Annotated in this window: 25 protein-coding genes and 2 pseudogenes; 16 read left to right on the top strand and 11 right to left on the bottom strand. The window is 73.6% G+C overall.

Features of this window, described 5'->3' with window-relative positions:
• Positions 1–41: 41 nt before the first annotated feature.
• Together ligD (OG989_RS09625) and ligD (OG989_RS09620) are read right to left on the bottom strand one after the other, a co-directional pair.
• The gene (gene ligD / locus OG989_RS09625) at positions 42–956 is read right to left on the bottom strand and encodes a non-homologous end-joining DNA ligase (protein ID WP_327030311.1); all 915 of its coding nucleotides are present in this window, start codon (positions 954–956) and stop codon (positions 42–44) included.
• Positions 946–1,887 carry a non-homologous end-joining DNA ligase gene (gene ligD, locus OG989_RS09620; protein ID WP_311410693.1) on the bottom strand — a complete coding sequence of 314 codons (942 nt, stop codon included), beginning with the start codon at positions 1,885–1,887 and terminating at the stop codon, positions 946–948. Before ligD (OG989_RS09620) ends, ligD (OG989_RS09625) begins: the two co-directional genes overlap by 11 nt.
• Positions 1,888–1,973: 86 nt before the next feature.
• Here ligD (OG989_RS09620) and ku point away from each other — a divergent pair, with 86 nt between their 5' ends.
• The 8 genes and pseudogenes from ku (at position 1,974) to OG989_RS09580 (ending at position 8,157) form a co-directional block, all read left to right on the top strand.
• On the top strand, positions 1,974–2,990 hold the full coding sequence (gene ku, locus OG989_RS09615) for a non-homologous end joining protein Ku (protein WP_327030310.1): 1,017 nt from the start codon (positions 1,974–1,976) through the stop codon (positions 2,988–2,990).
• Between the two features lie 96 nt (positions 2,991–3,086).
• Positions 3,087–3,479, top strand: a complete 393-nt coding sequence (locus tag OG989_RS09610) for a MerR family transcriptional regulator (RefSeq protein WP_151457489.1) — start codon at positions 3,087–3,089, stop codon at positions 3,477–3,479.
• Positions 3,449–3,796 (top strand): thioredoxin, encoded by a 348-nt coding sequence (gene trxA / locus OG989_RS09605; RefSeq protein ID WP_151457488.1) that lies wholly within the window; start codon positions 3,449–3,451, stop codon positions 3,794–3,796. Before OG989_RS09610 ends, trxA begins: the two co-directional genes overlap by 31 nt.
• Positions 3,797–3,878: 82 nt before the next feature.
• A complete protein-coding gene (locus OG989_RS09600) occupies positions 3,879–4,523 on the top strand; it encodes a DUF4241 domain-containing protein (RefSeq protein ID WP_327030309.1) in 645 nt (214 codons plus the stop codon).
• A gap of 88 nt (positions 4,524–4,611) precedes the next feature.
• Positions 4,612–5,299, top strand: a pseudogene (locus tag OG989_RS09595) (FKBP-type peptidyl-prolyl cis-trans isomerase).
• Between the two features lie 161 nt (positions 5,300–5,460).
• Positions 5,461–6,351 (top strand): SCO6745 family protein, encoded by an 891-nt coding sequence (locus OG989_RS09590; protein WP_151457717.1) that lies wholly within the window; start codon positions 5,461–5,463, stop codon positions 6,349–6,351.
• Positions 6,352–6,397: 46 nt separating this feature from the next.
• Positions 6,398–7,051 (top strand): HAD family hydrolase, encoded by a 654-nt coding sequence (locus OG989_RS09585; RefSeq protein ID WP_151457718.1) that lies wholly within the window; start codon positions 6,398–6,400, stop codon positions 7,049–7,051.
• 89 nt (positions 7,052–7,140) lie between these two features.
• The gene (locus OG989_RS09580) at positions 7,141–8,157 is read left to right on the top strand and encodes an NADPH:quinone reductase (protein ID WP_327030307.1); all 1,017 of its coding nucleotides are present in this window, start codon (positions 7,141–7,143) and stop codon (positions 8,155–8,157) included.
• A gap of 200 nt (positions 8,158–8,357) precedes the next feature.
• On the opposite strand, the gene OG989_RS09575 is transcribed toward OG989_RS09580, so the two are convergent.
• Positions 8,358–10,007, bottom strand: a complete 1,650-nt coding sequence (locus OG989_RS09575; protein ID WP_327030306.1) for a fatty acid--CoA ligase — start codon at positions 10,005–10,007, stop codon at positions 8,358–8,360.
• Positions 10,008–10,090: 83 nt separating this feature from the next.
• Between OG989_RS09575 and OG989_RS09570 the strand changes: the two genes are divergently transcribed.
• A complete protein-coding gene (locus tag OG989_RS09570; protein ID WP_151456579.1) occupies positions 10,091–10,582 on the top strand; it encodes an NUDIX domain-containing protein in 492 nt (163 codons plus the stop codon).
• Positions 10,583–10,677: 95 nt separating this feature from the next.
• On the opposite strand, the gene OG989_RS09565 is transcribed toward OG989_RS09570, so the two are convergent.
• Together OG989_RS09565 and OG989_RS09560 are read right to left on the bottom strand one after the other, a co-directional pair.
• The gene (locus tag OG989_RS09565) at positions 10,678–12,345 is read right to left on the bottom strand and encodes an MDR family MFS transporter (protein WP_151456578.1); all 1,668 of its coding nucleotides are present in this window, start codon (positions 12,343–12,345) and stop codon (positions 10,678–10,680) included.
• A 108-nt stretch (positions 12,346–12,453) separates the two neighbouring features.
• Positions 12,454–13,014, bottom strand: coding sequence for a type 1 glutamine amidotransferase domain-containing protein (locus OG989_RS09560; protein WP_327030305.1), 561 nt, complete (start codon positions 13,012–13,014; stop codon positions 12,454–12,456).
• 114 nt (positions 13,015–13,128) lie between these two features.
• On the opposite strand from OG989_RS09560, the gene rfaE2 reads away from it, so the two are divergent.
• Together rfaE2 and OG989_RS09550 are read left to right on the top strand one after the other, a co-directional pair.
• Positions 13,129–14,922: a D-glycero-beta-D-manno-heptose 1-phosphate adenylyltransferase gene (rfaE2, locus tag OG989_RS09555; RefSeq protein WP_327030304.1), complete on the top strand. Its 1,794-nt coding sequence runs from the start codon at positions 13,129–13,131 to the stop codon at positions 14,920–14,922.
• Positions 14,919–15,797, top strand: coding sequence for a glycosyltransferase family 2 protein (locus OG989_RS09550; protein ID WP_151456575.1), 879 nt, complete (start codon positions 14,919–14,921; stop codon positions 15,795–15,797). Before rfaE2 ends, OG989_RS09550 begins: the two co-directional genes overlap by 4 nt.
• 27 nt (positions 15,798–15,824) lie before the next feature.
• Here the strand turns inward: OG989_RS09550 and OG989_RS09545 are convergent, their stop codons facing one another.
• From OG989_RS09545 to OG989_RS09535, 3 genes are read right to left on the bottom strand one after another with little or no spacing between them, the layout of a single operon-like run.
• The gene (locus OG989_RS09545; protein WP_327030303.1) at positions 15,825–16,946 is read right to left on the bottom strand and encodes a glycosyltransferase family 9 protein; all 1,122 of its coding nucleotides are present in this window, start codon (positions 16,944–16,946) and stop codon (positions 15,825–15,827) included.
• An 8-nt stretch (positions 16,947–16,954) separates the two neighbouring features.
• A complete protein-coding gene (locus OG989_RS09540; protein WP_151456573.1) occupies positions 16,955–17,503 on the bottom strand; it encodes an Hsp20/alpha crystallin family protein in 549 nt (182 codons plus the stop codon).
• Between the two features lie 37 nt (positions 17,504–17,540).
• Complete coding sequence (locus tag OG989_RS09535) at positions 17,541–18,047, bottom strand: DUF2231 domain-containing protein (protein WP_151456572.1); 507 nt, start codon at positions 18,045–18,047, stop codon at positions 17,541–17,543.
• Between the two features lie 186 nt (positions 18,048–18,233).
• On the opposite strand from OG989_RS09535, the gene OG989_RS09530 reads away from it, so the two are divergent.
• From OG989_RS09530 to OG989_RS09515, 4 genes and pseudogenes are all read left to right on the top strand, one after another.
• A complete protein-coding gene (locus OG989_RS09530; RefSeq protein ID WP_132232018.1) occupies positions 18,234–18,851 on the top strand; it encodes a pyridoxamine 5'-phosphate oxidase family protein in 618 nt (205 codons plus the stop codon).
• Positions 18,852–19,272: 421 nt separating this feature from the next.
• Positions 19,273–20,073, top strand: a complete 801-nt coding sequence (locus OG989_RS09525) for a helix-turn-helix domain-containing protein (protein WP_327030302.1) — start codon at positions 19,273–19,275, stop codon at positions 20,071–20,073.
• A complete protein-coding gene (locus OG989_RS09520; RefSeq protein ID WP_327030301.1) occupies positions 20,070–21,362 on the top strand; it encodes an MFS transporter in 1,293 nt (430 codons plus the stop codon). Before OG989_RS09525 ends, OG989_RS09520 begins: the two co-directional genes overlap by 4 nt.
• Positions 21,363–21,488: 126 nt before the next feature.
• Positions 21,489–21,938 (top strand): annotated as a pseudogene (locus OG989_RS09515) (SRPBCC family protein); the annotation flags it as partial.
• A 355-nt stretch (positions 21,939–22,293) separates the two neighbouring features.
• Here the strand turns inward: OG989_RS09515 and OG989_RS09510 are convergent.
• The 3 genes from OG989_RS09510 to OG989_RS09500 form a co-directional block, all read right to left on the bottom strand.
• Positions 22,294–22,698: a VOC family protein gene (locus OG989_RS09510; protein WP_151457088.1), complete on the bottom strand. Its 405-nt coding sequence runs from the start codon at positions 22,696–22,698 to the stop codon at positions 22,294–22,296.
• Between the two features lie 93 nt (positions 22,699–22,791).
• Positions 22,792–23,328, bottom strand: a complete 537-nt coding sequence (locus OG989_RS09505; RefSeq protein WP_327030300.1) for a DUF4240 domain-containing protein — start codon at positions 23,326–23,328, stop codon at positions 22,792–22,794.
• A gap of 122 nt (positions 23,329–23,450) precedes the next feature.
• On the bottom strand, positions 23,451–23,828 hold the full coding sequence (locus OG989_RS09500; protein WP_327030299.1) for a hypothetical protein: 378 nt from the start codon (positions 23,826–23,828) through the stop codon (positions 23,451–23,453).
• A gap of 261 nt (positions 23,829–24,089) precedes the next feature.
• Between OG989_RS09500 and OG989_RS09495 the strand changes: the two genes are divergently transcribed.
• On the top strand, positions 24,090–25,553 hold the full coding sequence (locus OG989_RS09495; RefSeq protein WP_327030298.1) for a multicopper oxidase family protein: 1,464 nt from the start codon (positions 24,090–24,092) through the stop codon (positions 25,551–25,553).
• The last annotated feature ends 163 nt before the right edge of the window (positions 25,554–25,716 follow it).

Genomic DNA, 25,716 nt, shown 5'->3' with positions numbered 1-25,716 from the left:
CGCCGCTGCCCGGCCGGCCCGCTCCCGCCGGCCGGGTTCTGTCAGGGGGCGGGCAGTTCGGGGCCGCCGTCGAGTAGCGGGGCCAGCAGGTCGCCCTGCTTCTCCACCCGCTTCAACACCTCCCCCGCCGTGTACGGCTTCGTCGCCGGCCGCTTCCCCGCCGCGCCCGCCTCGACCTCGTCCCAGGTCAGCGGGGTGGAGACGGACGGCACGGACTGCGCCCGCAGCGAGTACGGCGACACGGTCGTCTTGGCGGCGTTGTTCTGGCTCCAGTCGATGAAGACCTTGCCCGGCCGCAGGTTCTTGGCCATTTTCGACACGACCAGCTTCGGGTGCGCCCGCTCCAGCTCCTGCGCGATCCGCTTGGCGTAGTCGGACACGTGGTCGGAGGACTGGCTGCCGGCGATCGGGCAGCAGAGCTGCATGCCCTTCTTCCCCGACGTCTTGGGATACGAGGAGATGCCGTCGTCGGCGAGCCGGTCGCGCATCAGCAGCGCCACCTGGCAGCACTGGCGCAGCGCCGCCGGCGGCCCGGGATCGAGGTCGACGACCATCATGTCGGGGTGCTCGCCGACCTTCCACTGCGGCGTGTGCAGCTCCAGCGCGGCGAGGTTGGCCAGCCAGACGAGGGTGGGCAGGTCGTCGGCGACCACGTAGTCGATGGTGTCCCGGCCCTTGCTGGACCCGGGCGCGGGCAGCGTCTCGGTGCGTACCCAGCCGGGGGTGGCGGCGGGGGCGTTCTTCTCGAAGAAGGAGCCGCCGGTGACCCCGTTGGGGAAGCGGATCCGGGTGAGCGCCCGGTCGGCCAGGTGCGGCAGGAGCACCGGGGCGATCCGGGTGTAGTAGTCGATCACCTCGCCCTTGGTGAACCCGGCCTCGGGATAGAGCACCTTGTCCAGGTTGGACAGCTCCAGCGCGCGTCCCTCGACGTCCACCTTGAACCGCTCAGCCGGCATCGTCGACCTCCTCGGCGGGTTTGTCCGGCCGCAGCCGGAGCACCCGGGGGAACCGCAGTCGCCCGTCCGGGGTGCGCTGGCCGTACTTGACCTCCACCACGACCAGGGGTGTTACCCAGATCGCGCCCCGGGCATCCTCGCGCGGCACGTCCCCGGCGAACGGCGACGCGCCGGCGCGCAGCGGCTCCAGCTCGCGGAGCAGTTCCCGCTCGATGGCCGCGCCGATGCCGCCACCGACGCGCCCCCGGTAGGTGAGCCGCCCGTCCGGGCGCGGCACCCCGACCAGCAGGCCGCCGATCCGGCGCGCCCCGGGCCGCCAGCCGCCGACCACGAAGTCGCCGGTGACCTCCAGCTTGACCTTGACCCAGTCCGGCGAGCGCACGCCCGGCCGGTAGACCGAGTCGACCCGCTTGGCCATCACCCCCTCCAGGCCGTGCTCGCCGGCCGCCTCGTAGGTGGCCGGGCCGTCGCCGAAGAGGGGAGACACCGCCCACCGGGCACCGCCGAGCGCCAGGCCGTCCAGGGCCTCCCGCCGGCGGGCGTACGACCGGCCGGTCAGGTCCTCGCCGTCGAGCCGGAGCAGGTCGAAGATCATGTACGTCACCGGGGCGACCGCCGCCAGCCGAGCGGCCTTGTTCCGGTCGCGCACGTGCATCCGCTCCGCCAGGGCCGTGAACGAGGGCTGGCCGGTCTCGCCGAGCAGCACCACCTCGCCGTCGAGCAGCGCGTCGCCCGCCTGCTCGTGCAGGGTGGCCAGCTCGGGGTACGCGGCGGTGATCTCCACGCCGCTGCGGGCGTACAGGTGCTGCCGGCCGCCGGAGATGTCGGCGAGCGCGCGGACGCCGTCCCACTTGAACTCGTACGCCCAGCCGGCACCCGCCGGGAGCTGCCCGGTCATCGCGAGCATCGGCTTGAGCGGCGCGCCGGGCACGTCCCGACTGTACTTGCGCACCGAAGCGCTCGCGTGGCCTTCGATCATTTGCGATCCTGGGCTGTACCGGCGAGAGGAGCACGGGGATGCGGGCCATCTGGAAGGGAGCCGTCTCGTTCGGGCTCGTCTCCATCGGGGTCAAGCTCTACTCGGCCACCGAGGAGAAGGACATCCGCTTCCACCAGGTGCACCGGGAGGACGGAGGGCGCATCCGCTACAAGCGCACCTGCCAGATCTGCGGCGAGGAGGTCACCTACGACGACATCGCCAAGGGCTACGACATCGGCGGCGGCGAGATGGTGATCCTCACCGACGAGGACTTCGCCGAGCTGCCACTGTCCAGCTCGCGCGCGATCGACGTGCTGGAGTTCGTCCCCGCCGAGCAGGTCGACCCGATCCTCTACAACAAGGCGTACTTCCTGGAGCCGGAGGGCACCGCCACCAAGCCGTACGTGCTGCTGCGCGACGCGCTCGCCGACTCGGAGCGGGTGGCGATCGTCAAGGTGGCGTTGCGCCAGCGGGAGCAGCTCGCCACGCTGCGGGTCCGCGAGGGCGTGCTGCTGCTCAACACGATGCTCTGGCCGGACGAGATCCGGAAGCCCGACTTCGGCTTCCTCGACGAGGACCTGAAGGTCCGCCCGCCGGAGCTGGCGATGGCCAGCTCGCTGATCGACTCGATGGCCGGCGAGTTCGAGCCGGACGCCTTCACCGACGACTACCGGGCGGCCCTGCAGGAGGTCATCGACGCCAAGGTGGAGGGTCGCGAGGTGGTCCAGCCGGAGGAGGTCGAGGAGGCCCCGGCCGCGGCGGTGGACCTGATGGCGGCGCTGAAGGCGTCCGTCGAGCGCGCCCGGTCCGCCCGGGGCGAGGCGCCGGCCGGCGGCGGCGGGGAGCCGACCCCGATCTCGGCCGCCCGCTCCGCGCAGAAGAAGGCCGCCGAGAAGAAGGCGGCGAAGGCGCCGGCCAGGAAGACCGCCGAGAAGAAGGCCGCGCCGAAGAAGGCCGCCGCCAAGAAGGCCGCCCCGAAGAAGGCCGCCGAGGGCGAGAAGAAGCCCGCCGCCAAGAAGGCCGCCGCGAAGAAGACGGCCCGCAAGACGGCCTGACCCCTGGTCGTACGCGTACCGCCGCCCGCCCGGCCGAGGTTGCCTTGACGCCGGTGACAAGGTCTAGCGTCGGTCGGGTCGGACGAGGGAGGTCGGATGCTGATCGGTGAGCTGGCGGAGCGCGCCGGCACGAGCACCCGGGCCCTGCGTTACTACGAGACGCACGGCCTGGTCCGGGCGGCCCGCTCGGCCAACGGCTACCGGGTCTACGACGAGGCGGAGCTGCACGTCGTACGCGAGATCCGGGCGCTGCTGGCGGTGGGCTTCGGCCTGGACGACATCCGCCCGTTCGTCGCCTGCCTGCGGGCCGGAAACGCCTCCGGTCACGTCTGCCCCGACTCGGTGGCCGTGCTGCGGCGCAAGCTGGCCGAGCTCGACGCCGGCATCGACCGGCTGCACGCGGTCCGCCAGGAGCTGCGCGACCAACTCGCCCACGCCATCACCCACCGGGAGGAAACATGCTCGAGACTGCGCCGGACGGCTCGCTGACCGCTGTCACCGACGACACCTTCGCCACCGTGGTGCTCGCCGCCGACCGGCCGGTGGTGGTCGACTTCTGGGCGGACTGGTGCCCGCCGTGCCGGGCCATCTCCCGCAGCCTCGCCGAGCTCGCCGAGGAGTTCGCCGGGCGGCTGGTCGTGGCCACGATCGACACCGACGCCAACCCGACGGCCACCCGCACCTACGGCGTGATGTCCCTGCCCACCCTCCTGGTCTTCCGCCACGGGCAGGTGGTCGGCTCGATCGTCGGCTCCCGCCCGAAGCACCACCTGCGCCAGGGGTTGGCACGGCATCTCGAGGGCTGAACCGCCGGCCGGCGCGGTGCGGTCTCGCGGGTGCGGATCGCCGCGGGTACGCTCCGCCGGCCCCCGCCGCGAGAGGAACCCCATGCCGTACACCCCCGACCTGGACCGGCTGCTGACACCCGGCGCCCGCTTCGCCGACGAGCACGCCACATACGTCGTGGAGGTGCACCCGCTGGGCGACGTCGTGCTGCCGACGGGGCGGGTGGTCGGCTGCGACCCGGTGGCCTGCCCCGAGGACGAACCGTTCACGGTCGGGGTGGCCCCCGGCCGCTACCCGGCGCGGGCCTGGGTCGCGGTGGTGCGGGGCGAGGACACCGAGGCGGACCGGCGGGTGGCCGCCCTCGAACTGGTGGTCCACGACGAGCCGACGGCGCGCTGGGAGATGGCGCTGGTCGGCGACCAGGACGTCTCGGCCCTCAAGCCCGACGGTTGGTTCGGCTACGGGGTGGACACCGGCATCGGCACCCTGGCCGATCCCACCGCGCTGGCCGCCCTGGAAACGTGGGACGAGGGCGCGGTGACGGACGTCTTCGTCGCGGACGAGCCCGCGGGCGGGCCGGTGCCGGGGCACGTCGCCGCGGTGCTCGACGAGGCGACCGGGGCCAACGTGGTGACGGTCTGGTCCGGCTGGGGCGACGGCTGCTACGGCACCTGGATCGGGCGGACCGCCGACGGCCGGGTCACCTCGTTCGTGACCGACTTCATGGTGGTGCCGGGGCCGGCGTGACCCGTGCGACGGGAGCGGCCACGGTCGAGGCGGCGCGGTGGGCGGCCGGGCGGGTACCGTGTGCGTCGGCTTTCCCCCCGGCACTCCGATGCCGGCCACCACCTTCGCAGCAGGGAGTCGACGCCGTGAGCGAGCGTACGCAGAACCGGTCCCAGAAGTCGGAGCGGCGGCTGGCCGCCCAGTTGGCCGCCCAGAAGGCGGCCGAGGCGAAGCGCCGCCGGCAGGCCTGGGCCGGCGGGCTCGCCGGGGTCGCGGTCGTCGCGGTGCTGATCACCGTCTTCGTGACGATCGGGCGCAACAGCGACGGTGACAAGGACCAGACGGCCAGCGCCCCCTCGGCCGGCCCGTCCGCCAGCGCCCCCGCCGCCGACGCGCCCCCCGCCCCGCAGCTGCCGGAGGGGGCCGACCCGGCCCTGGGCACCAAGCCGAAGGTCACCGCCGGCGAGGGCGAGCTGAAGAAGCTCGTCGTGACCCCGATGATCAAGGGCACCGGCCCGGCGGTGAAGAAGGGTCAGATGATCACCACGAACTACGTCGGCGTCTTCTACAAGGACGGCAAGGAGTTCGACTCCTCGTGGAACGCCGGGCAGCCGGCCTCCTTCGCCATCGGCGTCGGCCAGGTCATCCCGGGCTGGGACCAGGGCCTGGTCGGGGTGACCGTGGGCAGCCGCGTGCAGCTCGACCTCCCGGCCGAGCTGGCGTACGGCACGAACCCGCCCGGCGGCCGTCCCGCCGGCCCGCTGCGCTTCGTGGTAGACGTGCTCGCGGCCCAGTGACCCGCCGGGCGGCCCGTGACCGGGCCGTTGCCCCGCGATAGCGGCCCGGTTCGCCCGGGATGTCGCCCGTCGTTGATGCAGTAGCCCACAGAGGGCTTCCGGCCCCTCAGCCACCGGCAGTAGGTTCAGCGTCACCCCGGGCGGTCCGACCGTCCGGGGTGATGACCGGACCGGACGCGGAGGTGCACGTGACGGCGCTGGACGACGCGGGGCGGACCGCCCGGGTGTTGTGGACCCACTACGAGCCGGTCCACGCGATCACCTACTTCCACCCCCGCGCCCGGGCCGCCTTCGAGGCGGTCGGGCTGCGGGGCTTCTGGCGCGGCTACTTCGCCGGCCGGGCCGCGCCGCTGGGGGCCGCCGAGCCCGCCCCGGTGACGGCGGCGTTCTTCAACTTCGCCCCGCACACGGTGGCGCGGGCGCTGCCGGCCGTCTGGCGGCTGGCCACCCCGGAGGAGGCGCTGCGGGCGCGGCTCACGGGCGCGGTGCAGGCGCTGGCCGAGCTGACCTACGAGCTGCCGGAGTCGCACCTCGTCGAGGCGGCCGAGCTGCTGGAGGCCGCCGCCGCCGAGGCGGAGCCCGCCGGCCGGGTGCTGGGCGCCGCCAACGCCGCCCTGCCGCGCGGCGAGTACCCGCTGGCCCGGCTCTGGCAGGCCGCCACCACCCTGCGCGAGCAGCGCGGCGACGGGCACATCGCCGCCCTGGTCGCGGCCGACCTCGACCCGGTGGAGACGCTGGCCTGGCGGGTCGCGGTCGACATCTCGCCGCTGAACCTGCTCGGGCGCGGCTGGTCCGAGGAGCAGTGGGCCGCCGCCCGCGCCCGGCTGGCCGAGCGGGGCTGGCTCACCCCGGACGGGAAGCCGACCGAGCAGGGTCTCGCCCGGTTCCAGGCGATCGAGGACGCCACCGACGCCGCCGCCGCCCGCCCGTGGCGGACCCTGGGCCCGGAGCGCGCCGAGCGGCTGCGGGAGCTGCTCGAGCCGATCGCCCGCGCCGCCCACACCGTCATCCCGGAGGGCAACCCGATCGGCCTGCCCGCGCTGCGGAGCTGACCCCCGCCCGCCGGCCCGGACGCCGCCGATGGGGCAGGATGGGTTCGTGGCGGATGCGGTGGTCTTCGACCTGGACGGCGTGATCGTGGACTCCGAGCCGGTGTGGGAGGAGGTCCGGCGGGCGTACGTCGCGGCGCACGGCGGCACCTGGCAGCCCGACACGCAGCGCCGGCTGATGGGCATGAGCACCGGCGAGTGGGCCCGCTACCTGAGCGGTGAGCTGGGCGTCGACCGCAGCCCCGAGCAGGTCGCCGCCGAGGTGATCGAGGAGATGACCCGGCGGTACGCGGAGCGCGTACCGCTGATCGACGGGGCCGACCAGGTCGTGCGCCGGCTGGCCGAACGGTGGCCGCTGGGGCTGGCCAGCTCGTCGCCTACCCGGCTGATCGCGGCGGCGCTGGCCGCGACGGACCTGACCGGGGCGTTCGGCGCCACGCTGTCGACCGAGGAGACCGAGCGGGGCAAGCCGGCGCCCGACGTCTACCTGGCGGTCGCCGAGCGGCTGGGGGTCGACCCGGCCCGCTGCGTGGCCGTGGAGGACTCGTCCAACGGCGTCCGCTCGGCCGCCGCCGCCCGGATGACTGTGGTGGCGGTGCCGCACGGGGCGTACCCGCTGGACCCGGACGCCGAGCGCCTCGCGACGCTGGTCCTGGGCACGGTCGGGGAGCTGACCCCGCAGGCCGTGGACCGCCTCGGGTAGGCACCGTGCCCGGCGCGGGCATGAGCGCGGATCCGCCGGGTACCGCAGCCACGGCGCCCCGGCCGGGGCCGCCGGGTGAGGAGACGGGGATGAAGGCGATCGTGTACGAGCGCACCGGCGACGCCTCGGTGCTGCAACTGGTCGACCGGCCGGTGCCGGAGCCCGGCCCCGGCGAGGTCCTGGTGCGGGTGGCATTCTCCGGGGTGAACCCGACGGACTGGAAGGCCCGCTCGCAGGGGCCGATGCCGGGCGACTGGCAGACGCCCGGGCAGGACGGCGCGGGGGTGATCGAGGCGGTGGGCGAGGGCGTCGACCGGGACCTGATCGGCGAGCGGGTCTGGCTGTGGGAGGCCGCGTGGCAGCGGCCCTGGGGCACCGCCGCCGAGTACACGGTGGTGCCGGTACGGCAGGCGGTGCCCCTCGGCGACGCCTCCTTCGAACTGGGGGCCAGTCTGGGCATCCCCTTCCTCACCGCGCACCGCTGCCTTACCGCCGGCGAGTACACGCCGGACCGGCTGCGCGCGGGCGCGCTCAGCGACCACACGGTGCTCGTGCAGGGCGGGGCGGGCGCGGTGGGCAACGCGGCCATCCAGCTCGCCCGCTGGGCGGACGCCTGCGTGGTCGCCACCGTCAGCAGCCCGGAGAAGGCGCAGTTGGCGGCGGCGGCCGGCGCGTCTTTCGTGGTCGACTACCGAGAGCAGGACGTGGTCGAGGAGGTCCGCAAGATCGCGCCCGACGGGGTGCACACGATCATCGAGGTCTCCGCGGCGCGCAACGCCGCCGCCGACGTCCAACTGCTCCGGCGTGGCGGGGCGGTCTGCGTCTACGCCGACGACGGCGGGGACGAGGTGACCCTGCCGATCCGGCCGTTGATGGCGCCGAACGCGCGGTTCCAGTTCGTCCTCGTCTACACCGAGCCGAAGGCGGCCAAGGCCCAGGCGGTGGTGGACGTGGCCGCCGCGGCGGCGCAGGGCGGGATCCGGGTGGGCGAGGACGCGGGCCTGCCGCTGCACCGTCACCCGCTCTCGGCGGCCGTCGCGGCCCACGAGGCGGTGGAGAACTCGGTGGTCGGGAAGGTGCTGATCACCACGAGCGGGGACGAGTGACGGCCGGAGGCCGAAAGCCCTCTGAGCTGGGCGGATTTCCCCGTAGTGGGCACAGAGGCGAACAAGTTTCGCAACAATGACGGTGCGGGTACCCCGCATGGAGCGGGCGGCCCCGGCGCGGTGCGAACGCCGGGGCCGCCCCTGGGGAGGGAATTCAGGAGTGTTCCCTACCCCAACAGGCGACGGTGCGCCTGAGAACGTTACGGGGCGGTCAGCTCCCGGACACTCAGTTCGCCCCCGGCGTACCGGGAACGGACGACCTTCTTGTCGAACTTGCCGACGCTGGTCTTCGGCACCGCGTCGATGACGGCCCAGCGTTCCGGCAGCTGCCAGCGGGCCACCGACCCGGCCAGGAACTCCCGCAGCTCCTCGACCGTCGCCGACGCGCCCTCGCGGAGCACGACGGTGGCCAGCGGCCGCTCACCCCAGCGCTCGTCGGGCACCCCCACCACGCAGGCCTCCAGCACCGCCGGGTGGGCCATCAGGGCGTTCTCCAGCTCGACCGAGGAGATCCACTCGCCGCCGGACTTGATGACGTCCTTGGCCCGGTCCGTGAGCGTGATGTAGCCGTCCGGCGAGAGGGTGCCGACGTCGCCGGTACGCAGCCAGCCGTCGCGGAACTTCTCCTCGTCCGGCACGTCGTCGCCGACGTACCGCGCGGTCACCCACGGCCCGCGGACCTCCAGCTCGCCGACCGACGCCCCGTCGGCGGGCAGCGGCTCGCCCAGCGGGCCGACGATGCGGGCCTCGACCCCGGCCGGCACCCGGCCCTGCGTGTAGCGGTAGCGCCAGGCCTCCTCGCCGGTCGCGCCGGCCGGCGGCCGGGAGACCGAGCCCAACGGGGACATCTCCGTCATCCCCCAGGCGTGGATGACGTCGATGCCGTGCCGCTCGGCGAACGCGTGCATCAGCGCCGGCGGGCAGGCCGAGCCGCCGACGATCACCTCCCGCAGCGAGGAACTGTCCACGTCGTGGGCGTCCAGGTGGGCAAGCAGGTCGGTCCAGATGGTCGGCACCGCGCCGGCCAGGGTGGGCCGCTCGGCGGCGATCATGTCGGCGATCGGCCCGGCCTGGAGGAACCTGTCCGGCATGATCAGCGACGCCCCCGAGAGGAAGGCCGCGTACGGCAGGCCCCAGGACATCGCGTGGAACATCGGCACGATGGCCAGCTCGCGGTCGGTCGGGCCAAGGCCGAAGCCCTCCGGCATGCAGACCTGGAGGGAGTGCAGGTAGATCGAGCGGTGCGAGTAGGCCACGCCCTTCGGGTTGCCGGTGGTCCCCGAGGTGTAGCAGAGGGCGGCGGCGTCGCGCTCGTCCACCTCGGGCCAGTCGAAGACGTCCGGGCGGTCGGCCAGCAGCGCGTCCCAGTGGTGCACGGCGATCCGGTCGCCGGCCGCCGCCGCGAGCGGGGCCGGGTCGCCGCCGCCGACGACCACCACGTGCCGCACGGTGCCCATCTCGCCGATCACCCGGGCCAGCAGCGGGATGAGCGTCGAGTCGACCAGCACCACCCGGTCCTCGGCGTGGTTGGCGATGTAGGCGACCTGGTCGGGGAAGAGCCGGAGGTTGAGGGTGTGCAGCACCGCGCCCATGCTGGGCACCGCGAAGTACGCCACCAGGTGCTCGGCGTTGTTCCACATGAAGGTGGCGACCCGCTCGTCGCCGGTGACACCGCACTCGTCGCGCAGCGCGTGGGCCAGCCGGGCCGCCGTGCGCCCGACCTCGGCGTACGTCATCCGGCGCGGCTCGCCGCCCGTCCAGGTGACGACCTCCGCCGTGCCGTGCACGGTGGCGCCGTGACCGAGGATCCGGGAGACCTGGAGGGGAGCGTCCATCATCGTGCTACGCATGGGTAACAAAGTAGTGTCGGCGGTCACAGGTTGGGAACCCTGGAATGCCGGTCGAGACCGTAACGGCACCGTAAATTGTCCGGGTGAGCATCTCCTGGGCCGATTCGTACGTGGGACAGCTACGCGCGCTCGCCGGTGACCGGACGCTGATGTTCGTCGGCGCCCGCGCCGTGGTCCGCGACAAGGCGGGGCGCCTCCTGCTGATCCAGCGCTCAGACAACGGGCAGTGGGCCCTGCCCGCCGGGGCGATGGAGCTGGGCGAGTCCATCGCCGACTGCGCCGTCCGGGAGGTACGCGAGGAGACCGGGCTGCGCGCGCTGCGGGTCAGCGCCTTCGCCCTCTACACGGGCCCGGACCGCACCCACACCAACATGTACGGCCACACGTACCAGATCTTCACGACCGCGTTCCGCGTCGACGAGTGGGACGGCGCGCTGACCCGGATCACCGACGAGACGACCGACGCGGGCTTCTTCCACCGGGCGCAACTGCCGGCCCCGCTCTCCGCGAGCGTCGCCGAGACCGTCGCCGACCTGGACGTCTTCGAGCAGACCAACCGGCTGATCCTCAAGTAGGCCGCCCGACCCGGCCCCGACCGGTCCCGACTCGGACCCTAGGTCGGGACCGGAGCCGAGGCCGAGGTCGGGAGCCGGAGCCGCGGTCGGGCCGGTCAGAGCATCGTCTGGCTCTTCGCCTCCATCTCGGCGGCGGCCTCCTGCTTCGACTCCCTGTCCAGCGGCTTGCCGCCGGGCGCCGGGCCCTCGCCGCCGAGGCCGTCCGTGCCGCCCGTGGCGCCGCCCGGGCCCGCACCGCGCAGCTTCTCGTTGGGCAGCGCCAGCGTGACCAGCACCGCCACGATCGCGATCAGGCCGGTGGTCAGGAAGACCAGGTGCAGCGACTCGACGAACGCCGCCTGGACGGCCGCGCGCACCGGGGCGGGGAGCGCCAGGATGGTCGCCGGATCGTTGACCGAGACGTCCGCCCCGCCGCTCGCCGCGACGGCGGCCTGCTGCTCCGGCGGCAGTACGGCGATCGCGCCCGGCAGCCGGTCCGCGAGTTCCGAGGTGAGCCGCGACGACAGCACCGCGCCGAGGATGGCGACGCCGAACGAGCCGCCCAGCGACCGGAAGAACGTCGCCGACGAGGTGCCGGCGCCCAGGTCGCGCATCGACACGGAGTTCTGCACGGCCAGGATCAGCGACTGCATGCAGAGCCCCAGCCCGACCCCGATCACGACCATGTAGCCGAAGGCCACCCAGAGCGAGGTGTCCACCTCCAGCCGGGTGAACAGCAGCATGCCGACCAGCAGCACCGCCGCGCCGGATACCGGGAACCACTTGTACCGCCCGATCCGGCTCATCGCCCGGCCCGTCAGCACCGAGGTGACGATGATGCCGGCCATCATCGGCAGCATCAGCAGTCCGCTGCGGGTGGGCGAGGCGCCCCGGACGATCTGGAGGTAGAGCGGGATGAAGATGATCGAGCCGAACATCACCAGGCCGAGCACGAAGCCGGCCGAGTTGGCCAGCGCGAACGTGGCGCTGCGGAACAGCCGCAGCGGCAGGATCGGCTCGGCCACCCGGGCCTCCTGGAGCACGAAGAGCACGCCGAGCACCGCGCCCGCGACGAAGAGGCCGATGATCACCCCGGAGCCCCAGGCGTACTCGTTGCCGCCCCAGCTCAGCGCGAGCAGCAGGCTGCTCACCCCGGCGACCAGCAGCGCCGCGCCGAGCCAGTCGATCGAGTGGTCGCGCCTGGTGAACGGGATCAGCCGCAGCACCCGGGAGCACACGATGATCGCCAGGATCCCCAGCGGCACGTTGATGTAGAAGATCCACCGCCAGTCGGTCTCGGCGAAGTAGCCGCCGACCAGCGGTCCGGCGACCGACGAGAGGCCGAAGACCGCCCCGAACAGGCCCTGGTAGCGACCGCGCTCCCGGGGCGACACCACGTCCGAGATGATGGTGAACGCCAGCGTCATCAGGCCGCCGGCGCCGAGGCCCTGGACCCCCCGGGTGACGATGAGCTGGGTCATGTCCTGCGACAGGCCGGCCAGCAGCGAGCCGAGCAGGAACGTGCCGATGGAGAAGAGGAAGACGGGGCGTCGCCCGTACAGGTCGGCCATCTTGCCGTAGAGCGGCGTCGAGGCCGTGGAGGCCAGCAGGTACGCGGTCACCACCCACGAGTAGTGGTTGATCCCGCCCAACTCGCCGACGATGGTCGGCAGCGCGGTGCCGACGATGGTCTGGTCGAGGGCGGCCAACAACATGCCGGTCATCAGGCCGAACATCAGCAGCCGGATCTGTCGCCCGCCGAGCGCCGGGGCTTCCGTGGTCATCCCGCCTCCTTTCCCCGCTCACCCGAAACATGCGTGCGGAGCGTAGGGCACCTTGTCGATCGTGGGGCCGGTGGCGCTCCGGCCACCGACCTCACGACCAACGATCGGTCAGCGGGACGAGTGCGGGCCCTCGGCGAACTCTTCGACGATCTTGGCGCAGAAGGCCGGCAGATCGTCCGGCTTGCGGCTGCTGACCAGGCCGCCGTCCGTGACGACCTGCTCGTCGACCCAGTCCGCGCCGGCGTTGGCCAGGTCGGTGCGCAGGCTGGGCCAGGAGGTGAGCCGGCGGCCCCGCACCACGTCCGCCTCGATGAGTGTCCACGGCCCGTGGCAGATCACCCCGACCGGCTTGCCGGCGTCGAAGAACGCCCTGACGAAGCGCACCGCGTCCGCGTCGGCCCGCAGGAAGTCCGGGTTCGCCACCCCGCCGGGCAGCACCAGCGCGTCGTAGCCGCCGGCGTCCGCGTCGGCCGCGGTCACGTCCACGTCGTACGTCTTCGACTGGTCCAGGTGGTTGAAGGACTGGATGGTGCCGGGCTTGAGCGAGACCAGCTCCACCGTGGCGCCGGCCTGCTCCACCGCCTCGCGGGGCTGGACGTACTCGACCTCCTCGACGCCGTCGGCGGCCAGGAACGCGATCCGCTTGCCCTGAAGTGTCGTCGCTGCCATCTCGGTCTCTCTCCTCTCCGGGGGTACCGTCCGTCCCTTCCCGGGGCCCGGTGCCCGAAACCCCTACCGGCGGCGGCAGGTTTGGCCCGGATGCCCCGGGGGACCCGGGACGGCATGGCAGGAGGAGCAGCGGAACAGCGCCGGCTCGCCGCGGTGGTGGAGGGCTGGCTGGGTCGTCCCGTCCTGGTTGTCGGAGACGCCATGCTCGACGAGTGGCGCTTCGCCGAGTCCGACCGGCTCTGCCGGGAGGCGCCAGCCCCGGTCCTCACCCTGCGCCGGCGGATCTCCGCGGCCGGCGGGGCGGCGAACACCGCCGTGAACGTCGCCGCGCTCGGGGGTCGGGCGGTGCTGGTGGCGCCGGTCGGCGCGGACGTCGCCGGCGACGAACTGCACGACTGTCTGGACCGGGCCGGCGTCTGGGACCGTACGGTCAACCAGCCCGCACGCCCGACGCCGGTGAAGCGGCGGATGCTGGCGGGCAACCAGATCCTGCTCCGGGAGGACTCCGGCGACCCCGACGACGTGCTCGACGCCGACGGGGTGGCCCGGCTGCTCACCGCGCTGGACTGCGCCACCGAGGAGCTGCGCGCCGCTGGCGGCGAGGCGCCCACCCTGGTGGTCTGCGACTACGGCCTGGGCGCGCTGCCCGCGCCCGTGCGCGCCTGGCTGGTGACCCACCGGGAGCGGTACGCGACGGTCGCGCTGGACGCCCACGACCTTGCCGACTGGCGCGGCCTGGCCCCGACGGTGGTGACCCCCAGCTTCGCCGAGGCGACCCGGCTGCTCGCCCGGGCCGCCGGCGCCCGTCCGGCACCCGGTGCCGGGCTGCACCTGGACCACCCGGACGGCGACCCGGCCGACGGCCCCTCCGAACTGACGGTGGGCGTCTCCCCCGGCGGTGTCGCGCCGCACCACGCCGTCCACCGCCCCGGCCCGACGAACCCGACCGGCGAGCCGACGGCCGGCGAGGGCCGGGTGGCGATGACCGGGAACGGGCTCACCGTGACCGGCACCGGCGTCACCGTCAACGCCACGGCCGGCGAGGGCGTCGACCGGGCCGTGCTGGCCGAGTCCCGCCTCGCCGAGCTGCGCGCGCACACCGGCGCCGACGTGGTGGCGGTGACCCTGGACACCGACGGCGCGGTGGTCGGCGGGGCGGACGGCGAGCCCCGACGCAGCCACAGCACCCCCGTGCCGGCCAGCCACGCGGTCGGGGCGGGCGACGCGTACCTGGCGGCGATGACGCTGGCGTTGGCCGCCGACGCGCCGCTGCCCACCGCCGCGCAGCTGGCCCAGCTGGCCGCGACCATCACCGTCTCGGACACCGGCACCTGCGTGTGCCGCCGGGAGGACCTGCTCGTCGCGCTGGACGCACCGGTCGACGGGGCCGGCCACCGGGCGCTGGTCGGCATCGACGAGCTGGCCGCGCTCGTCGAGGAACACCGCCGGGCGGGCCGCGCGATCGTCTTCACCAACGGCTGCTTCGACGTGCTGCACCGGGGCCACGTGCGCTACCTGGAGCAGGCCCGCGCGCTCGGCGACCTGCTGGTGGTGGCGGTCAACTCCGACGGCAGCGTACGCCGGCTGAAGGGCCCGGACCGGCCGGTCAACCCGGTGGAGGACCGCATCGCCCTGCTCGCCGCGCTGGCCTGCGTCGACCACGTGGTGGTCTTCGAGGAGGACTCCCCGGCGGAGCTGATCGAGGCGGTCCGCCCCGACGTGTACGTCAAGGGCGGCGACTACCCGCCGGAGATGGTGCCCGAGGCGCCGCTGGTACGCAGCCTCGGCGGGCAGGTCCGCACCCTCGGGTACGTCCCCGACCGGTCCACCTCGGCGATCATCGACCGGATCCGGGCGCACGGCCAGGAGCCGCAGGAGGACACCTCCCTGACGCCCGAGCCGTCGTGAACCGCCCGCTAGACCTCGGCACGGCCGGCGGGTTCCGCGCGGATCGGCTGCTCGACGTGCTGATCCCGACCCGCAACCGCCCCGCCGAACTGGCGGTCACCCTCTCCGGGCTGGCCGCCCAGGAGGGCGTACCCGGCTTCGGCGTGGTGGTCAGCGACCAGTCCGACGGCGACGCCGCGTACCGGCACCCGGCGGCGGCCACCATGGTCCGGGCGCTGCGCCACCGGGGGCACCCCGTGCTGCTGACCCGCCGGCTCCCCCGGCGCGGGCTGGCCGAGCACCGGGCGTACCTGCTGGCCGCCTCCGCCGCCCGGTACGTGCTCTGCCTCGACGACGACGTCTGGCTGGAGCCGGGCACGTTGCGCCGGCTGGTCACCGCCATCGAGGAGCTGGGCTGCGGCTTCGTCGGCAACGCGGTGCACGGGCTGTCGTACGCCGACGACGTCCGGCCGGAGACGCACCGGCACTACGAGGAGTGGACCGGCCCGCCCACGCCGGAACGGATCCGCCCCGGCACGCCGGAGTGGGAGCGGGCGTCGATCCATTCGGCGGCGAACCTGCTGCACGTCACGCGGCAACTGGACCTGCCGTCGGGTGGCTGGCGGGCGTACAGGGTGTCCTGGATCGGCGGCTGCGTGCTCTTCGACCGGGCGAAGCTGGTCGACTCCGGCGGGTTCGACTTCTGGCGGCGGGTGGACGAGAAGCACCAGGGCGAGGACGTCGCCGCCCAGCTCGCCGTGCTGGCGCGCTTCGGCGGCGCCGGCGTCCTGCCCAGCGGCGCCTACCACCTGGAGTCGCCCACCACGGTCACCGACCGGGAGGTGGAGGCGTGGGAGGTCGTGCTCGCCGAGGAGGAGACGGCGCAGCCGGCCTGAGCCGACGCGCGCCCGCCCCGGGGCCGTTCAGGAGGCGCCGGGCTCCGGGCGGAGCAGCTCGCGGGCCGCCTCCAGGACCTCGACCACCGGCACGTCGGTGACGAAGGAGTCCCGGTGCGGGCACTCGCCGTCGCCGGGGCGGTGCGGGTAGATGCCCGGGGTGCAGTCCACGCCGCAGACCGGGCAGAGCACCGTCCACGAGCTGATCGGCCGGTGCCGGCCGCGCAGCAGGTTCGCCACCGTGATCAGGTTGCCGACCCAGTAGATGCCGACGGTCGCGGTGCCCACGGCGGCGGCCAGGTGCAGTGGCCCGGTGTCGTTGGAGACCACCAGCTCGCAGCCGGCGTAGCAGCCGGCCAGGCCGCCGAGGCTGAGTGTGCCCACCTGCGGCCGGACCGGCACCCCGGCCGCCGCGACCACCCGGTCCACCACGTCCTGCTCGGCGGGCGTGCCCGTGATCAGCACCTCGTACCCGTCGCCGACCAGTTCGCGGGCCACCTCGGCGAAGCGTTCGGCGGGCCACCGGCGGCGGGTGTCGGTGGCGCCGGGGTGCAGCGCCACTCTCGGCCGCTCCGCCGGGCCGAGCACCTCGGCCGCCTCGGCCCGGTCGGCGTCGGTCACGGCCAGCGCCGGGACGATCGTGGTGGCGCCCGCGCCGACCAGGCCGGCCACCTCCAGGTAGCGGATCACCTCCTGCTGGTAGTAGACGTACCGGATCCAGCGGTCCAGCGGCGGCGCGTCCTCGGCGCGCAGCCCGGCGGTGACCCGCGCCCCGAGGGCGGCGACGAACGGGTTGGAGTTGGCCCCGCCGCCGTGCAGCTGCAACGCCAGGTCGAAGCGTTCCCCACGGGCCGCGGCCAGGAAGTCGTCAAGCGTCGACTCCGGCTCGCCCGGATCGGGACCCCGGATCCCCGGCGCGGGCGGCACCACCAGCACGCGGTCCACCGGCCCGGGCCGGTCGCGCCAGAACTTCGCGTGCCACGGCGCGCCGAGCAGCACGATCTCCGCTTCCGGGTACGCGGCCCGCAGCGCCTCCAGCGCCGGCAGGACGAAGATGAAGTCCCCGAGCGCGTTGGCGCGCAGCACGGCGATCCGCTCGACGTCGGGCACGCGGCCGCTGGCCGGGCCGAGCAGGTTCGGGGTGCCCACGCGGCTCGTTACGGCCGGTCGGTCTCGCCGACGGCGATGTCCGGGTGGTGCATCTCCCGGTCCGCGGCCGGGTCGAGGACGCTCGGCGTACCCCCGTCGGGGCCGGCGGGTCGGGGGCCGGTGCGGCCGACGGTGATGGTGCGCGGCGCGGGCCGGGCGGCCCGGGGCAGCCGCACCCGGAGCAGGCCGTGGTCCATGACCGCGTCGATGCTGTCCGGGTCCACCCGGGACGGCAGGTCGACCCGGTACTCGAAGCCCCTGGTCTCGAAGCCGCCGGGGATGCCGTGGTCGGCGTTGACCTCGGCCTCGGAGCGGGCCCGGACGCAGAGCTCGCGGTCGTCCAGTTCGACGGCCACCTCCTCCGGCGCCACCCCGGGCAGCCGCACCACGACCTCCCAGCCGTCGGCGGTCTCGGCCATCTCGACGTCCGGCGGCCCGGCCCGGCCCCCGACCAGCCGGCGCAGCTCCGAACGCAGCGACTGGAGTTCGCCCATCGGATCCCAGCCCTGCTGACGGCCGCGCCAACCCCGGCCGGTCCCGCCGCTCTGCTCGCTCATGCCGGCCCTCCGCTGACGACCCGCTCGCTGCGCTCGCTCATTGCACCTCTCCGATCCGGTGGGTGGCCGCCGGGGATCGCAGTGAGCTGGGCGCGTCCAGCCCGGCCTCCCGGTCCACGCCGACGCCGAGCCGGTCGACCAGTTCCCCGCCCAGCCAGGCGCTCACGCCGAGGATGGCCAGCGCGACCACCTCGATGGCGATCAGCGCGCCCCCGGCGGCCCGGGATTCGGCGTTGAGCCGGACCACCCAGATCGCGGCGAAGAGCAGGATCACCGCCACGTTGGCGGCGGCGTGGGTCAGCGCCACCCGCTTCGCGCGGGTGGCCGACGGGATGGCCAGCAGGTCGAACGTCCCGGCCGCCGCGGCCAGCAGGCCGCCGATCAGGCCGACGGTGATGTTCCAGTACGCGACCTCGCCGAGGAAGTCCGGCCCGCCGACGGTGTCCACCAGGTCGAACAGGACCGCGGTGACCAGCAGGCCGACCGGGAACATGACCAGCATCGGGTGGACGGGATGACCCAGCACCTTGAGCCGGCTCTCCATCGGGCCTCCACTGCTCGATATCTCCGGGCGGGTCGGGTCAGTCTCTCCGGGCGGGTCGGTCTCTCCGGGGCGGGTCGGGTGAGGCGGTACCCCCGCCCTGGAGGGACAAACCTCGCGCTGGTCGCGCTCTAGGCTGACTCGTGGCGGACACCCCGCCACCGGAGTCAACGCACGGGGGAGGATCACGTGACGGTGGACATCACCTCGCACGAGGAACTGCGCGAGCTGCTGGGGGCGCCGATGCCGCGCGCGGTGACCAAGGAGCGGCCCGTCCTGCACGCCCGGGACCGGGACTGGCTGGCCGCGTCGCCGTTCTGCCTGGTGGCGACGGCAGGCGCGGACGGCAGCTGCGACGTCTCGCCGAAGGGCGACCCGCCCGGCTTCGCGCTGGTGCTGGACGAGCGGACCATCGCCATCCCGGAACGGCCGGGCAACCGGCGCGCCGACGGCTACCGCAACATCCTGGACAACCCGCACGTCGGACTGATCTTCCTGATTCCCGGGCGTACGGACACGCTGCGGATCAACGGCCGGGCCCGGCTGGTCCGCGACGCGCCGTGGTTCGACGACATGGTGGTCAAGGGGCACCGCCCGATCCTCGCCGTGGTGGTGGAGATCGAGCAGATCTTCTACCACTGCGCCAAGGCGTTCCTGCGCTCCGAGTTGTGGCAGCCGGAGAGCTGGCAGCCGGACGCACTGCCGTCCCGGGCCCGGCTGATCAAGGAGGTCGAGAACCCGGCCGAGAGCCTGGCCGACCTGGAACGCCACTACGGCCCGAACTACGCCACCACCATCTACACCTGACACCTCGCCGCCGGTCCCTGAGCCCTCCCCTGTCCGCACTTGCCGCCTCGCCGTCAGCTTCTGAGCCCTCGCTCGTGCCCACCTGACGCTTAGCCGTCAGCTCCTGAGCCCTCCCCCGCACTGGGCCATGTCTCCCGGGCCGCGTCCCCTGGCCGCCCGCGCGGGTGAGACACCGCGCTGCCACCCGCCGCAGATGTGGCACGCCGTTGGCCCCACCGCGCCACCCGCCAGGGCACCCACCCCAGTGAGCCCCTTGGTGATCAGGACGCCATGGACGTCAAGGGGCGCTTTTGACGTCCATGGCGTCCTGATCACCTCCGGTTGATGCGGTGTTGGGCGGCCATCGGCGGGTGGGTGTTGGTCATACGTGGTGGCGGCTGGGGTGTTGCTAAAGGGTTCTTTATAAAGATAGCTTTAGGGTATGTCGTTGCCCGAGGTGAAACTCTCCGACCCCAAGGCCCTGCGCGGGTACGCACACCCGCTGCGGATGGCGCTGATCGGTCTGCTGCGCCAGCAGGGCCCGATGACCGCGACCCAGGCTGCCGAGCGGCTCGGCGAGAGCGTCCCGAACTGCTCGTTCCACCTCCGGCAGCTCGCCAAGTACGGGCTCGCCGAGCGGGCACCCGGCGCCGACGCCCGCGAGCGGCCCTGGCGGGCCACCGCCCTCAACACCTCCTGGGACGACGTCTCGGACGACCCGCAGACCCGCGCGGCCGTCGACGAACTGAGCGCCGTCCAGCTCGCCCTCTACGTCCGCAAGGCCGAGGAGTTCCTGGCCCGACGCGCCGAGGAGTCGACGGCCTGGCGGGCGGTCACCGGCTTCGCCGACCGGCCGGTCTACGTCACCGTCGACGAGATGGCCGCGCTCAGGGCACGGATCGACGCCCTGGTCACCGAGTACGACGACCGGATCGCCGACCCGGCGAAGCGTCCGGCCGGCAGCCGGAAGGTCAGCCTCATCCGCCTGGCCCTCCTCGCCGACCCGCCACCCACCGATGCCCTCGCCGACGCCACCGGCCCTACCACCACCGCTGCCACCAATGACAGCCCGACCACCGCCAACACCAACACGGCCGTCGCCGGAGCCAGCCCGACCACCGACCACGCCAACGCGGCCACCACCGGCGCCGGCGGCGGGGACGGTGACGGTGGCGGTGACGGGGAGCTTCCGGTCAGCGGACCGGTTGCCCGCGACCTCGGTGAGCAGGAGAGCGACCGATGAGCGGTCAGGCGACCGGCGTCCCGGTTGCCGCCCCACCCGACGGTCCCGCCCGGCGCGGCCCGCTGCCCCGGTTGCTGCGCGAGCGCGTGTTCCGTCGGTACTGGTCGGCGCAGACCGTCTCGTACTTCGGCGACGAGATCTCCACCCTGGCCCTGCCGCTGCTGGCCGTGCTGGTCTTCGAGGCGACCCCCGCCGAGATGGGCTACCTGACCGCCGCCGCGCTCGCCCCGAACCTGCTCTTCTCGCTGCTCGCCGGCGCCTGGGTCGACCGGTACCCGCACAAGCGCCGGCTCATGATCCTGACGGACCTCGGGCGGGCGCTGCTGCTCACCGCCGTGCCGGTGGCGTACATGCTGGACCTGCTGACGATGCCGCAGCTCTACCTGGCGGCCTTCGCGGTCGGCACGCTCGCCGTGATCTTCGAGGTCGCCCGGGGGCCGCTCTTCGTCTCCGTGGTCGGGCGCGCCGACTACGTCGAGGCGAACACCCTCATCAACGGCAGCCGGGCGATGTCCCTGGTGGCCGGGCCGAGCATCGGCGGCGTCCTGGTGCAGGTGCTCACCGCGCCGATCGCCCTGGTCGCCGACGCGCTGTCGTACCTCGTGTCCGCGTACTTCCTGGTGCGCATCCGGCCGACGGAGCCGGCGCCCGCGCGCGGCGGTGGGCTGGCCCTCGGCGCCGGGCTGCGGTTTATCGCGCGGACGCCGATGATGCGCGCGACCGTGCTCGGCACCACCACGATCAACCTGTTCAACTTCATGTTCATCGCGCTCTTCGTGCTCTACGCCACGCAGGAGCTGGGCCTCGCGCCCGGCCTGCTGGGCGCCGTGCTGGGCGCGGGGGCGGTGGGCGGCCTGATCGGGGCGGCGCTCACCGGCCGGCTGGTCCGCCGCTTCGGCGTCGGCCCGACCCTGCTGGCCGGGTTCGTCCTCTTCCCCGCCCCCCTGGTGCTCATCCCCCTCGCCGGCGGGCCGACACCGCTGATGGTCGGGATGCTCTTCGCCGCCGAGTTCCTCTCCGCTGCCGGGGTGATGCTGCTCGACATCACGGTCGGCTCGGTGCAGACCGCGCTGACCCCGGAGGCGCTGCTGGCGCGGATCGCCGGGGCCCGGCGCACCATCAACTACGGCATCCGGCCGATCGGCGCGCTGCTCGGCGGCGCGCTCGGCACCGCCCTCGGCGTACGGCCGGCGTTGTGGATCGCGACGGCGGGCGCGCTCGCCGGGGTGCTGTGGGTCGCCTTCTCCCCGGTACGCCGCCTTCACGGGCTCCCCGAGCAGGCCGACTGACCGGCCCCGACGGGCGATCGGCGGCCCTCCGATGTGGTGTGTCGGCAGGTCCGGCGGTTGAGTGCCCTCGGTCGGGGTAGGAGTTTCGTCGACGATGACGGCTCAACCTGACGAGGAGGATTGCCCATGACCACGAAGGTCGAGAAGTCCATCGAAGTACAGGTTCCGGTCAGCACCGCGTACAACCAGTGGACGCAGTTCGAGGAGTTCCCCCGCTTCATGGGGGGCGTCCGTGAGGTGCGCCAGCTCGACGACAGGCGCATGCACTGGGTCGCCGAGATCGGTGGCGTCCAGCGCGAGTGGGACGCCAGGGTGCTGGAGCAGGTGCCCGACCGGAAGGTGGCCTGGGCGGCCACCGAAGGCGTGACCAACGCCGGCGCGGTCTACTTCCAGCCCGTCGACGCCGACCGCACCATGGTCAGCCTGCACCTCGAGTACGAGCCCGAGGGCCTGCTCGAGAAGGCCGGCGACAAGCTCAACATCATCGAGCGGCAGGCGGAATCCGACCTGCGGAAGTTCAAGACGTACATCGAGGAGCGCGGCGTCGAGAGCGGCGCCTGGCGCGGCTCGGTCGACAGCGGCCTCGGTGTCGGCACCCCGGGCGTCGAGCACGCCGCCGCCACCCGCGGCGACAGCGGCAGCGCCGGCGTGTCCGGCAAGGCCGTGGCGGCGGGTGCCGCCGTGGCCGGGGCCGCCGCAGCCGCCGGAGCCGCCGCGGCGGCGAAGCGCCGCTCCGACGCCGACGACCGGCCGGCCACCACGACGACCGACACGGAGTACGTGGTGACCGAGGTCGAGGTCGTTCCGGAGCCCGGCCCCGCCGGCTACCCGCACCGCACCCTCTGATCTCCCCGCACGCCTGCCCCTGTCGGCGGACGGCCCGGTTCCCCGCGAACCGGGCCGTCCGCTCGTCTCGGTCCGGTCGGTGGCGTCAGCGCCCGTCGGCCTGCACCGTCCAGAGGTGACCGTCCGGGTCGGCGAAGGTGCCCGTGTAGCCCCACGGCTGGGCAGCCGGCTCGACGACGACCTGCGCGCCGGCGGCCCGGGCCCGCCCGACGAGTTCGTCGACCTCGGCCGGCGTCGCGGCCGGGAGGCTGACGAGGCACTCGCTCTGCCCGCGCGGGGCCACCTCGTGGTCGCCGATGACCCAGCCGAAGCCGCCGGTGGGCACCAGCATGACGCGGAGGCCGTCGTTGACGGCGTACTGCAGGGGCTCGGGGATGCCGTCCTCGGCCAACTCTCCGATGGCCTCCAGGCCGAGCCCTTCCGAGTAGAAGCGGTACGAGGTGGGGCGGTCGGCGATCGGCAGGGCGACGACGACGGGTGCGTACTGCATGAGGCTGCCTCCGGAGGGTTGACGACTGCGTACGGTCAGTGTGCGGGCCGTCGCGCGGAACTCCTGGTTGCCCCCGCCGTGGCGGGCGTGGTGTCAGGCGCTCCAGCCGGCCGGGTTGGTGCAGGACTCGCGGGAGATGCCCGAGCCGGTCTCCGGCCAGGCGCCGAAGCGCTCCCTGTGCAGCCTGGCGAAGAAGTAGCACATGGCCTCGTACGCGGTGTCGGGCAGAGCGACGGTCGGATCGGCGTGCACCGCCTCGTAGAAATCCCGCCCGAGCGCGACGATGTGGCCCCGGGAGTAGAGGAAACCGTCGTCGGAGCCGTCGGTCACCTCGTGCACGTCGGCCCGGTCGATGTCGTGCAGTTTGCGCTCGAGCACCCGGTCCAGGTCGGTCAGCTCCCGGCTGGACAGCCCCTCGGCGAGCTGGCGCAGGTTGTCGAGGAACCGGTCGAGCCACGCGTCGATGGCGTACAGGCCCTCGTCGCCGGCTGCCGGGTCCCGCGTCGGCAACGCGCGCCGGAGCGCGGCGGGCTCGTCGCCGAGCCGTTCCCAGGCGGCCTCGACGAGGGCCCAGAACCGGGCCTCCTCCTCGACGCTCGGCACCCGCACGCCATCCACCAGATCAGTCACGCCGGGAGGGTAGCGACGAGGACCGACAAAAGTCGTGGGTCGCCGACGTACGCCATGCCTCCCGGCCGTGGTCGCCGCCGGCAGGGCCGCGGCACCGCGCGGTCGGGTCGGGCCCGCCGGGGTCAGCGACCGTCGGCGCGGGCGTGCCGGCCGCCCGCGGCGGGCGCCGCCGGGACCGCGCCCTGCTCCGGGTGCCGGGCGGCCCGCTCGGAGACCAACTGGCCGAACAGCCCGCTGGGTCGGCCGCAGTCTCCGCACAGGAAGTTGTCGTCGAGTCGCCCGCCGCCGCAGTGGTCGCAGCGACCCCGGTCGCGCGGGTCGTGGTACGCCCGCAACGCCTCCACCAGGGCGCGGGCGACCGGGGCGCTCAGCGCCAGCCGCGACTCCACGCCCCGCAGGCCGACGACCAGCTCGCCCTGCGGCGCGGCGGCCGGATCGAGGGCGTCGACGCGGGCCACGAAGTCGCGGAGGGCGGCCAGGACGTCATCGGGTGCGGGCATGCGTCGACCGTACGACACGCCTCGCCACCTCGGCGGCCCGTCGTCGCCCGCGAGATCCACCGGCATCTCCCCGCACCCGTCACGCCCACCCGCCCTGCCATCCATAGGGGCATTCGACCCGCAGAGCGTCTCCAGGTGCGCGGCCGATAGGGGTCACCTCTCTGTGTGATTGCCGGCATCATCGTGCCTGCGACGACCGTCCGGTCCGCCAGCCGCCGGCGCCTGCGGGAACTCTCGCGAACATCCTGGGAAGGGACCAACTTGTCCACTCGTCGTCAACTGCTGCGCCTCGGTGCGGCGTCGGGCATCATCGGGGCGACCAGCGGCCTGGCCAGCCTCGCCGGAAGGTTGGGCGCAGCCCCCGCAGCGGCAGGGGTAGCCTCCCCGACGCCCCCGCCCGTGACCCCGTTCACCGTCCCGTTGACCGTGCCGCAGACCCTGCGCCCGGTGCTGCGGACCGCCACCACCGACTACTACTCGGTCACGATGCACCGCAGGCGCCTGGAGATCGTGCCGGGCACTCGCACCGAGGTGTACACCTACAACGGCGACCTGCCCGGCCCGACGATCCGCGCTACGTCGGGTCGGCGGGTGGTGGTACGCCAGCGCAACCGGCTGGACATGCCCACGGCGGTGCACCTGCACGGCGGCGCCACCGCCCCCGGCGACGACGGGTCGGGCGACGCCACGATTCCGCCCGGCGGCGAGCGGGTCTACAACTATCCGAACCGGCAGCCGCACGCCACGCTCTGGATGCACGACCACACCCACCACATGGAGGCCGAGCACCTCTACCGGGGCCTGTCCAGCCTCTACCTGCTCACCGACCGCACCGAGACGGCGCTCCCGTTGCCCCGCGGCCGGTTCGACGTCCCGCTGGTGCTACGCGACGCGCACCTGGACGCCAACGCTCAGCTGGTCTGGACCATGGACGACGCCGACAACCGGACCACCCTGCTGGTCAACGGGCGGCCGTGGCCGCGCTTTGAGGTACAGGCCCGCCGCTACCGTTTCCGTTTGGTCAACTCAAGCAATCTGCGGTTCTTCCTGCTGCGGCTCGCCGACGGCGGGGACATCACGGTGATCGGTTCCGACGGAGGCCTGCTGGAGGCACCGGTCACCATGCAGCACCTGCTGTTCTCGCCCGGCGAACGGCTCGACGTGGTGATCGACTTCGCCCGCTACCAGCCTGGCACCTCGGTGGTGCTGCAGAACCTGATGGGGCCGGGCCCGGCCGAGCAGGTAGGCCAGGTGATGCGCTTCGACGTCGTACGGACGAAGGGGCGGGACCGCACCTCGGTACCGCAGCGGCTGCGCACCCTGCCTCCACTGCCCACGCCGACCGTGCGCCGCAACATCGAGCTGCGGATGGACGAGCCGGGCTCCGGTGGGCACCAGGCGTACATAGACGGCAAGGTCTTCGATCCGGCGCGGATCGACACCACCATCGCCTGGGGCAGCACCGAGGAGTGGACGGTGACCAACGCCAACGCCTTCATGCCGCACAACTTCCACATGCACCTGGTGCAGTTCCGGGTGCTCGGCCGCAACGGCGCACCGGCCGATCCCACCGAGTCCGGCCTGAAGGACACTGTGATCGTCTGGCCCGGGCAGAGCGTACGGCTCCAGGCCACCTTCGACACCTGGCGCGGGGTCTACCCGTACCACTGCCACATGGTCGACCACAGCGCGATGGGCATGATGGCCAATCTCAAGATCGTCTGATCCGACCCGCTGGGAGAGTCACACGGGCCAGGACCCGGCCCCGGGCCTTCGGTGCCCGGGGCCGGGTCGTTGCGCGGGCAGCTTGGCGTGGCACGGGGGTGCGGGCCATGTGCGGACGGGATCTCGACGGGCGTGACCGACCTGGAGAAACGAAGAAGCCCAG

Origin of the sequence: Micromonospora sp. NBC_01740 (assembly GCF_035920365.1) — a bacterium.
Classification (GTDB): Bacteria; Actinomycetota; Actinomycetes; order Mycobacteriales; family Micromonosporaceae; genus Micromonospora; species Micromonospora reichwaldensis.
The sequence above is the reverse complement of the archived record's forward strand: the minus strand, read 5'-3'. Positions and strand labels throughout refer to the sequence as shown.

Bases quoted from the DNA above. Each gene is read 5' to 3' on its own strand.
- ligD (WP_327030311.1), bottom strand. From the start codon at position 956: ATGCCGGCTGAGCGGTTCAAGGTGGACGTCGAGGGACGCGCGCTGGAG.
- ku (WP_327030310.1), top strand. From the start codon at position 1,974: ATGCGGGCCATCTGGAAGGGAGCCGTCTCGTTCGGGCTCGTCTCCATC.
- OG989_RS09610 (WP_151457489.1), top strand. From the start codon at position 3,087: ATGCTGATCGGTGAGCTGGCGGAGCGCGCCGGCACGAGCACCCGGGCC.
- trxA (WP_151457488.1), top strand. From the start codon at position 3,449: ATGCTCGAGACTGCGCCGGACGGCTCGCTGACCGCTGTCACCGACGAC.
- OG989_RS09600 (WP_327030309.1), top strand. From the start codon at position 3,879: ATGCCGTACACCCCCGACCTGGACCGGCTGCTGACACCCGGCGCCCGC.
- OG989_RS09590 (WP_151457717.1), top strand. From the start codon at position 5,461: ATGACCGGACCGGACGCGGAGGTGCACGTGACGGCGCTGGACGACGCG.
- OG989_RS09580 (WP_327030307.1), top strand. From the start codon at position 7,141: ATGAAGGCGATCGTGTACGAGCGCACCGGCGACGCCTCGGTGCTGCAA.
- OG989_RS09575 (WP_327030306.1), bottom strand. From the start codon at position 10,007: ATGCGTAGCACGATGATGGACGCTCCCCTCCAGGTCTCCCGGATCCTC.
- OG989_RS09565 (WP_151456578.1), bottom strand. From the start codon at position 12,345: ATGACCACGGAAGCCCCGGCGCTCGGCGGGCGACAGATCCGGCTGCTG.
- OG989_RS09560 (WP_327030305.1), bottom strand. From the start codon at position 13,014: ATGGCAGCGACGACACTTCAGGGCAAGCGGATCGCGTTCCTGGCCGCC.
- rfaE2 (WP_327030304.1), top strand. From the start codon at position 13,129: ATGGCAGGAGGAGCAGCGGAACAGCGCCGGCTCGCCGCGGTGGTGGAG.
- OG989_RS09540 (WP_151456573.1), bottom strand. From the start codon at position 17,503: ATGAGCGAGCAGAGCGGCGGGACCGGCCGGGGTTGGCGCGGCCGTCAG.
- OG989_RS09535 (WP_151456572.1), bottom strand. From the start codon at position 18,047: ATGGAGAGCCGGCTCAAGGTGCTGGGTCATCCCGTCCACCCGATGCTG.
- OG989_RS09525 (WP_327030302.1), top strand. From the start codon at position 19,273: ATGTCGTTGCCCGAGGTGAAACTCTCCGACCCCAAGGCCCTGCGCGGG.
- OG989_RS09520 (WP_327030301.1), top strand. From the start codon at position 20,070: ATGAGCGGTCAGGCGACCGGCGTCCCGGTTGCCGCCCCACCCGACGGT.
- OG989_RS09510 (WP_151457088.1), bottom strand. From the start codon at position 22,698: ATGCAGTACGCACCCGTCGTCGTCGCCCTGCCGATCGCCGACCGCCCC.
- OG989_RS09500 (WP_327030299.1), bottom strand. From the start codon at position 23,828: ATGCCCGCACCCGATGACGTCCTGGCCGCCCTCCGCGACTTCGTGGCC.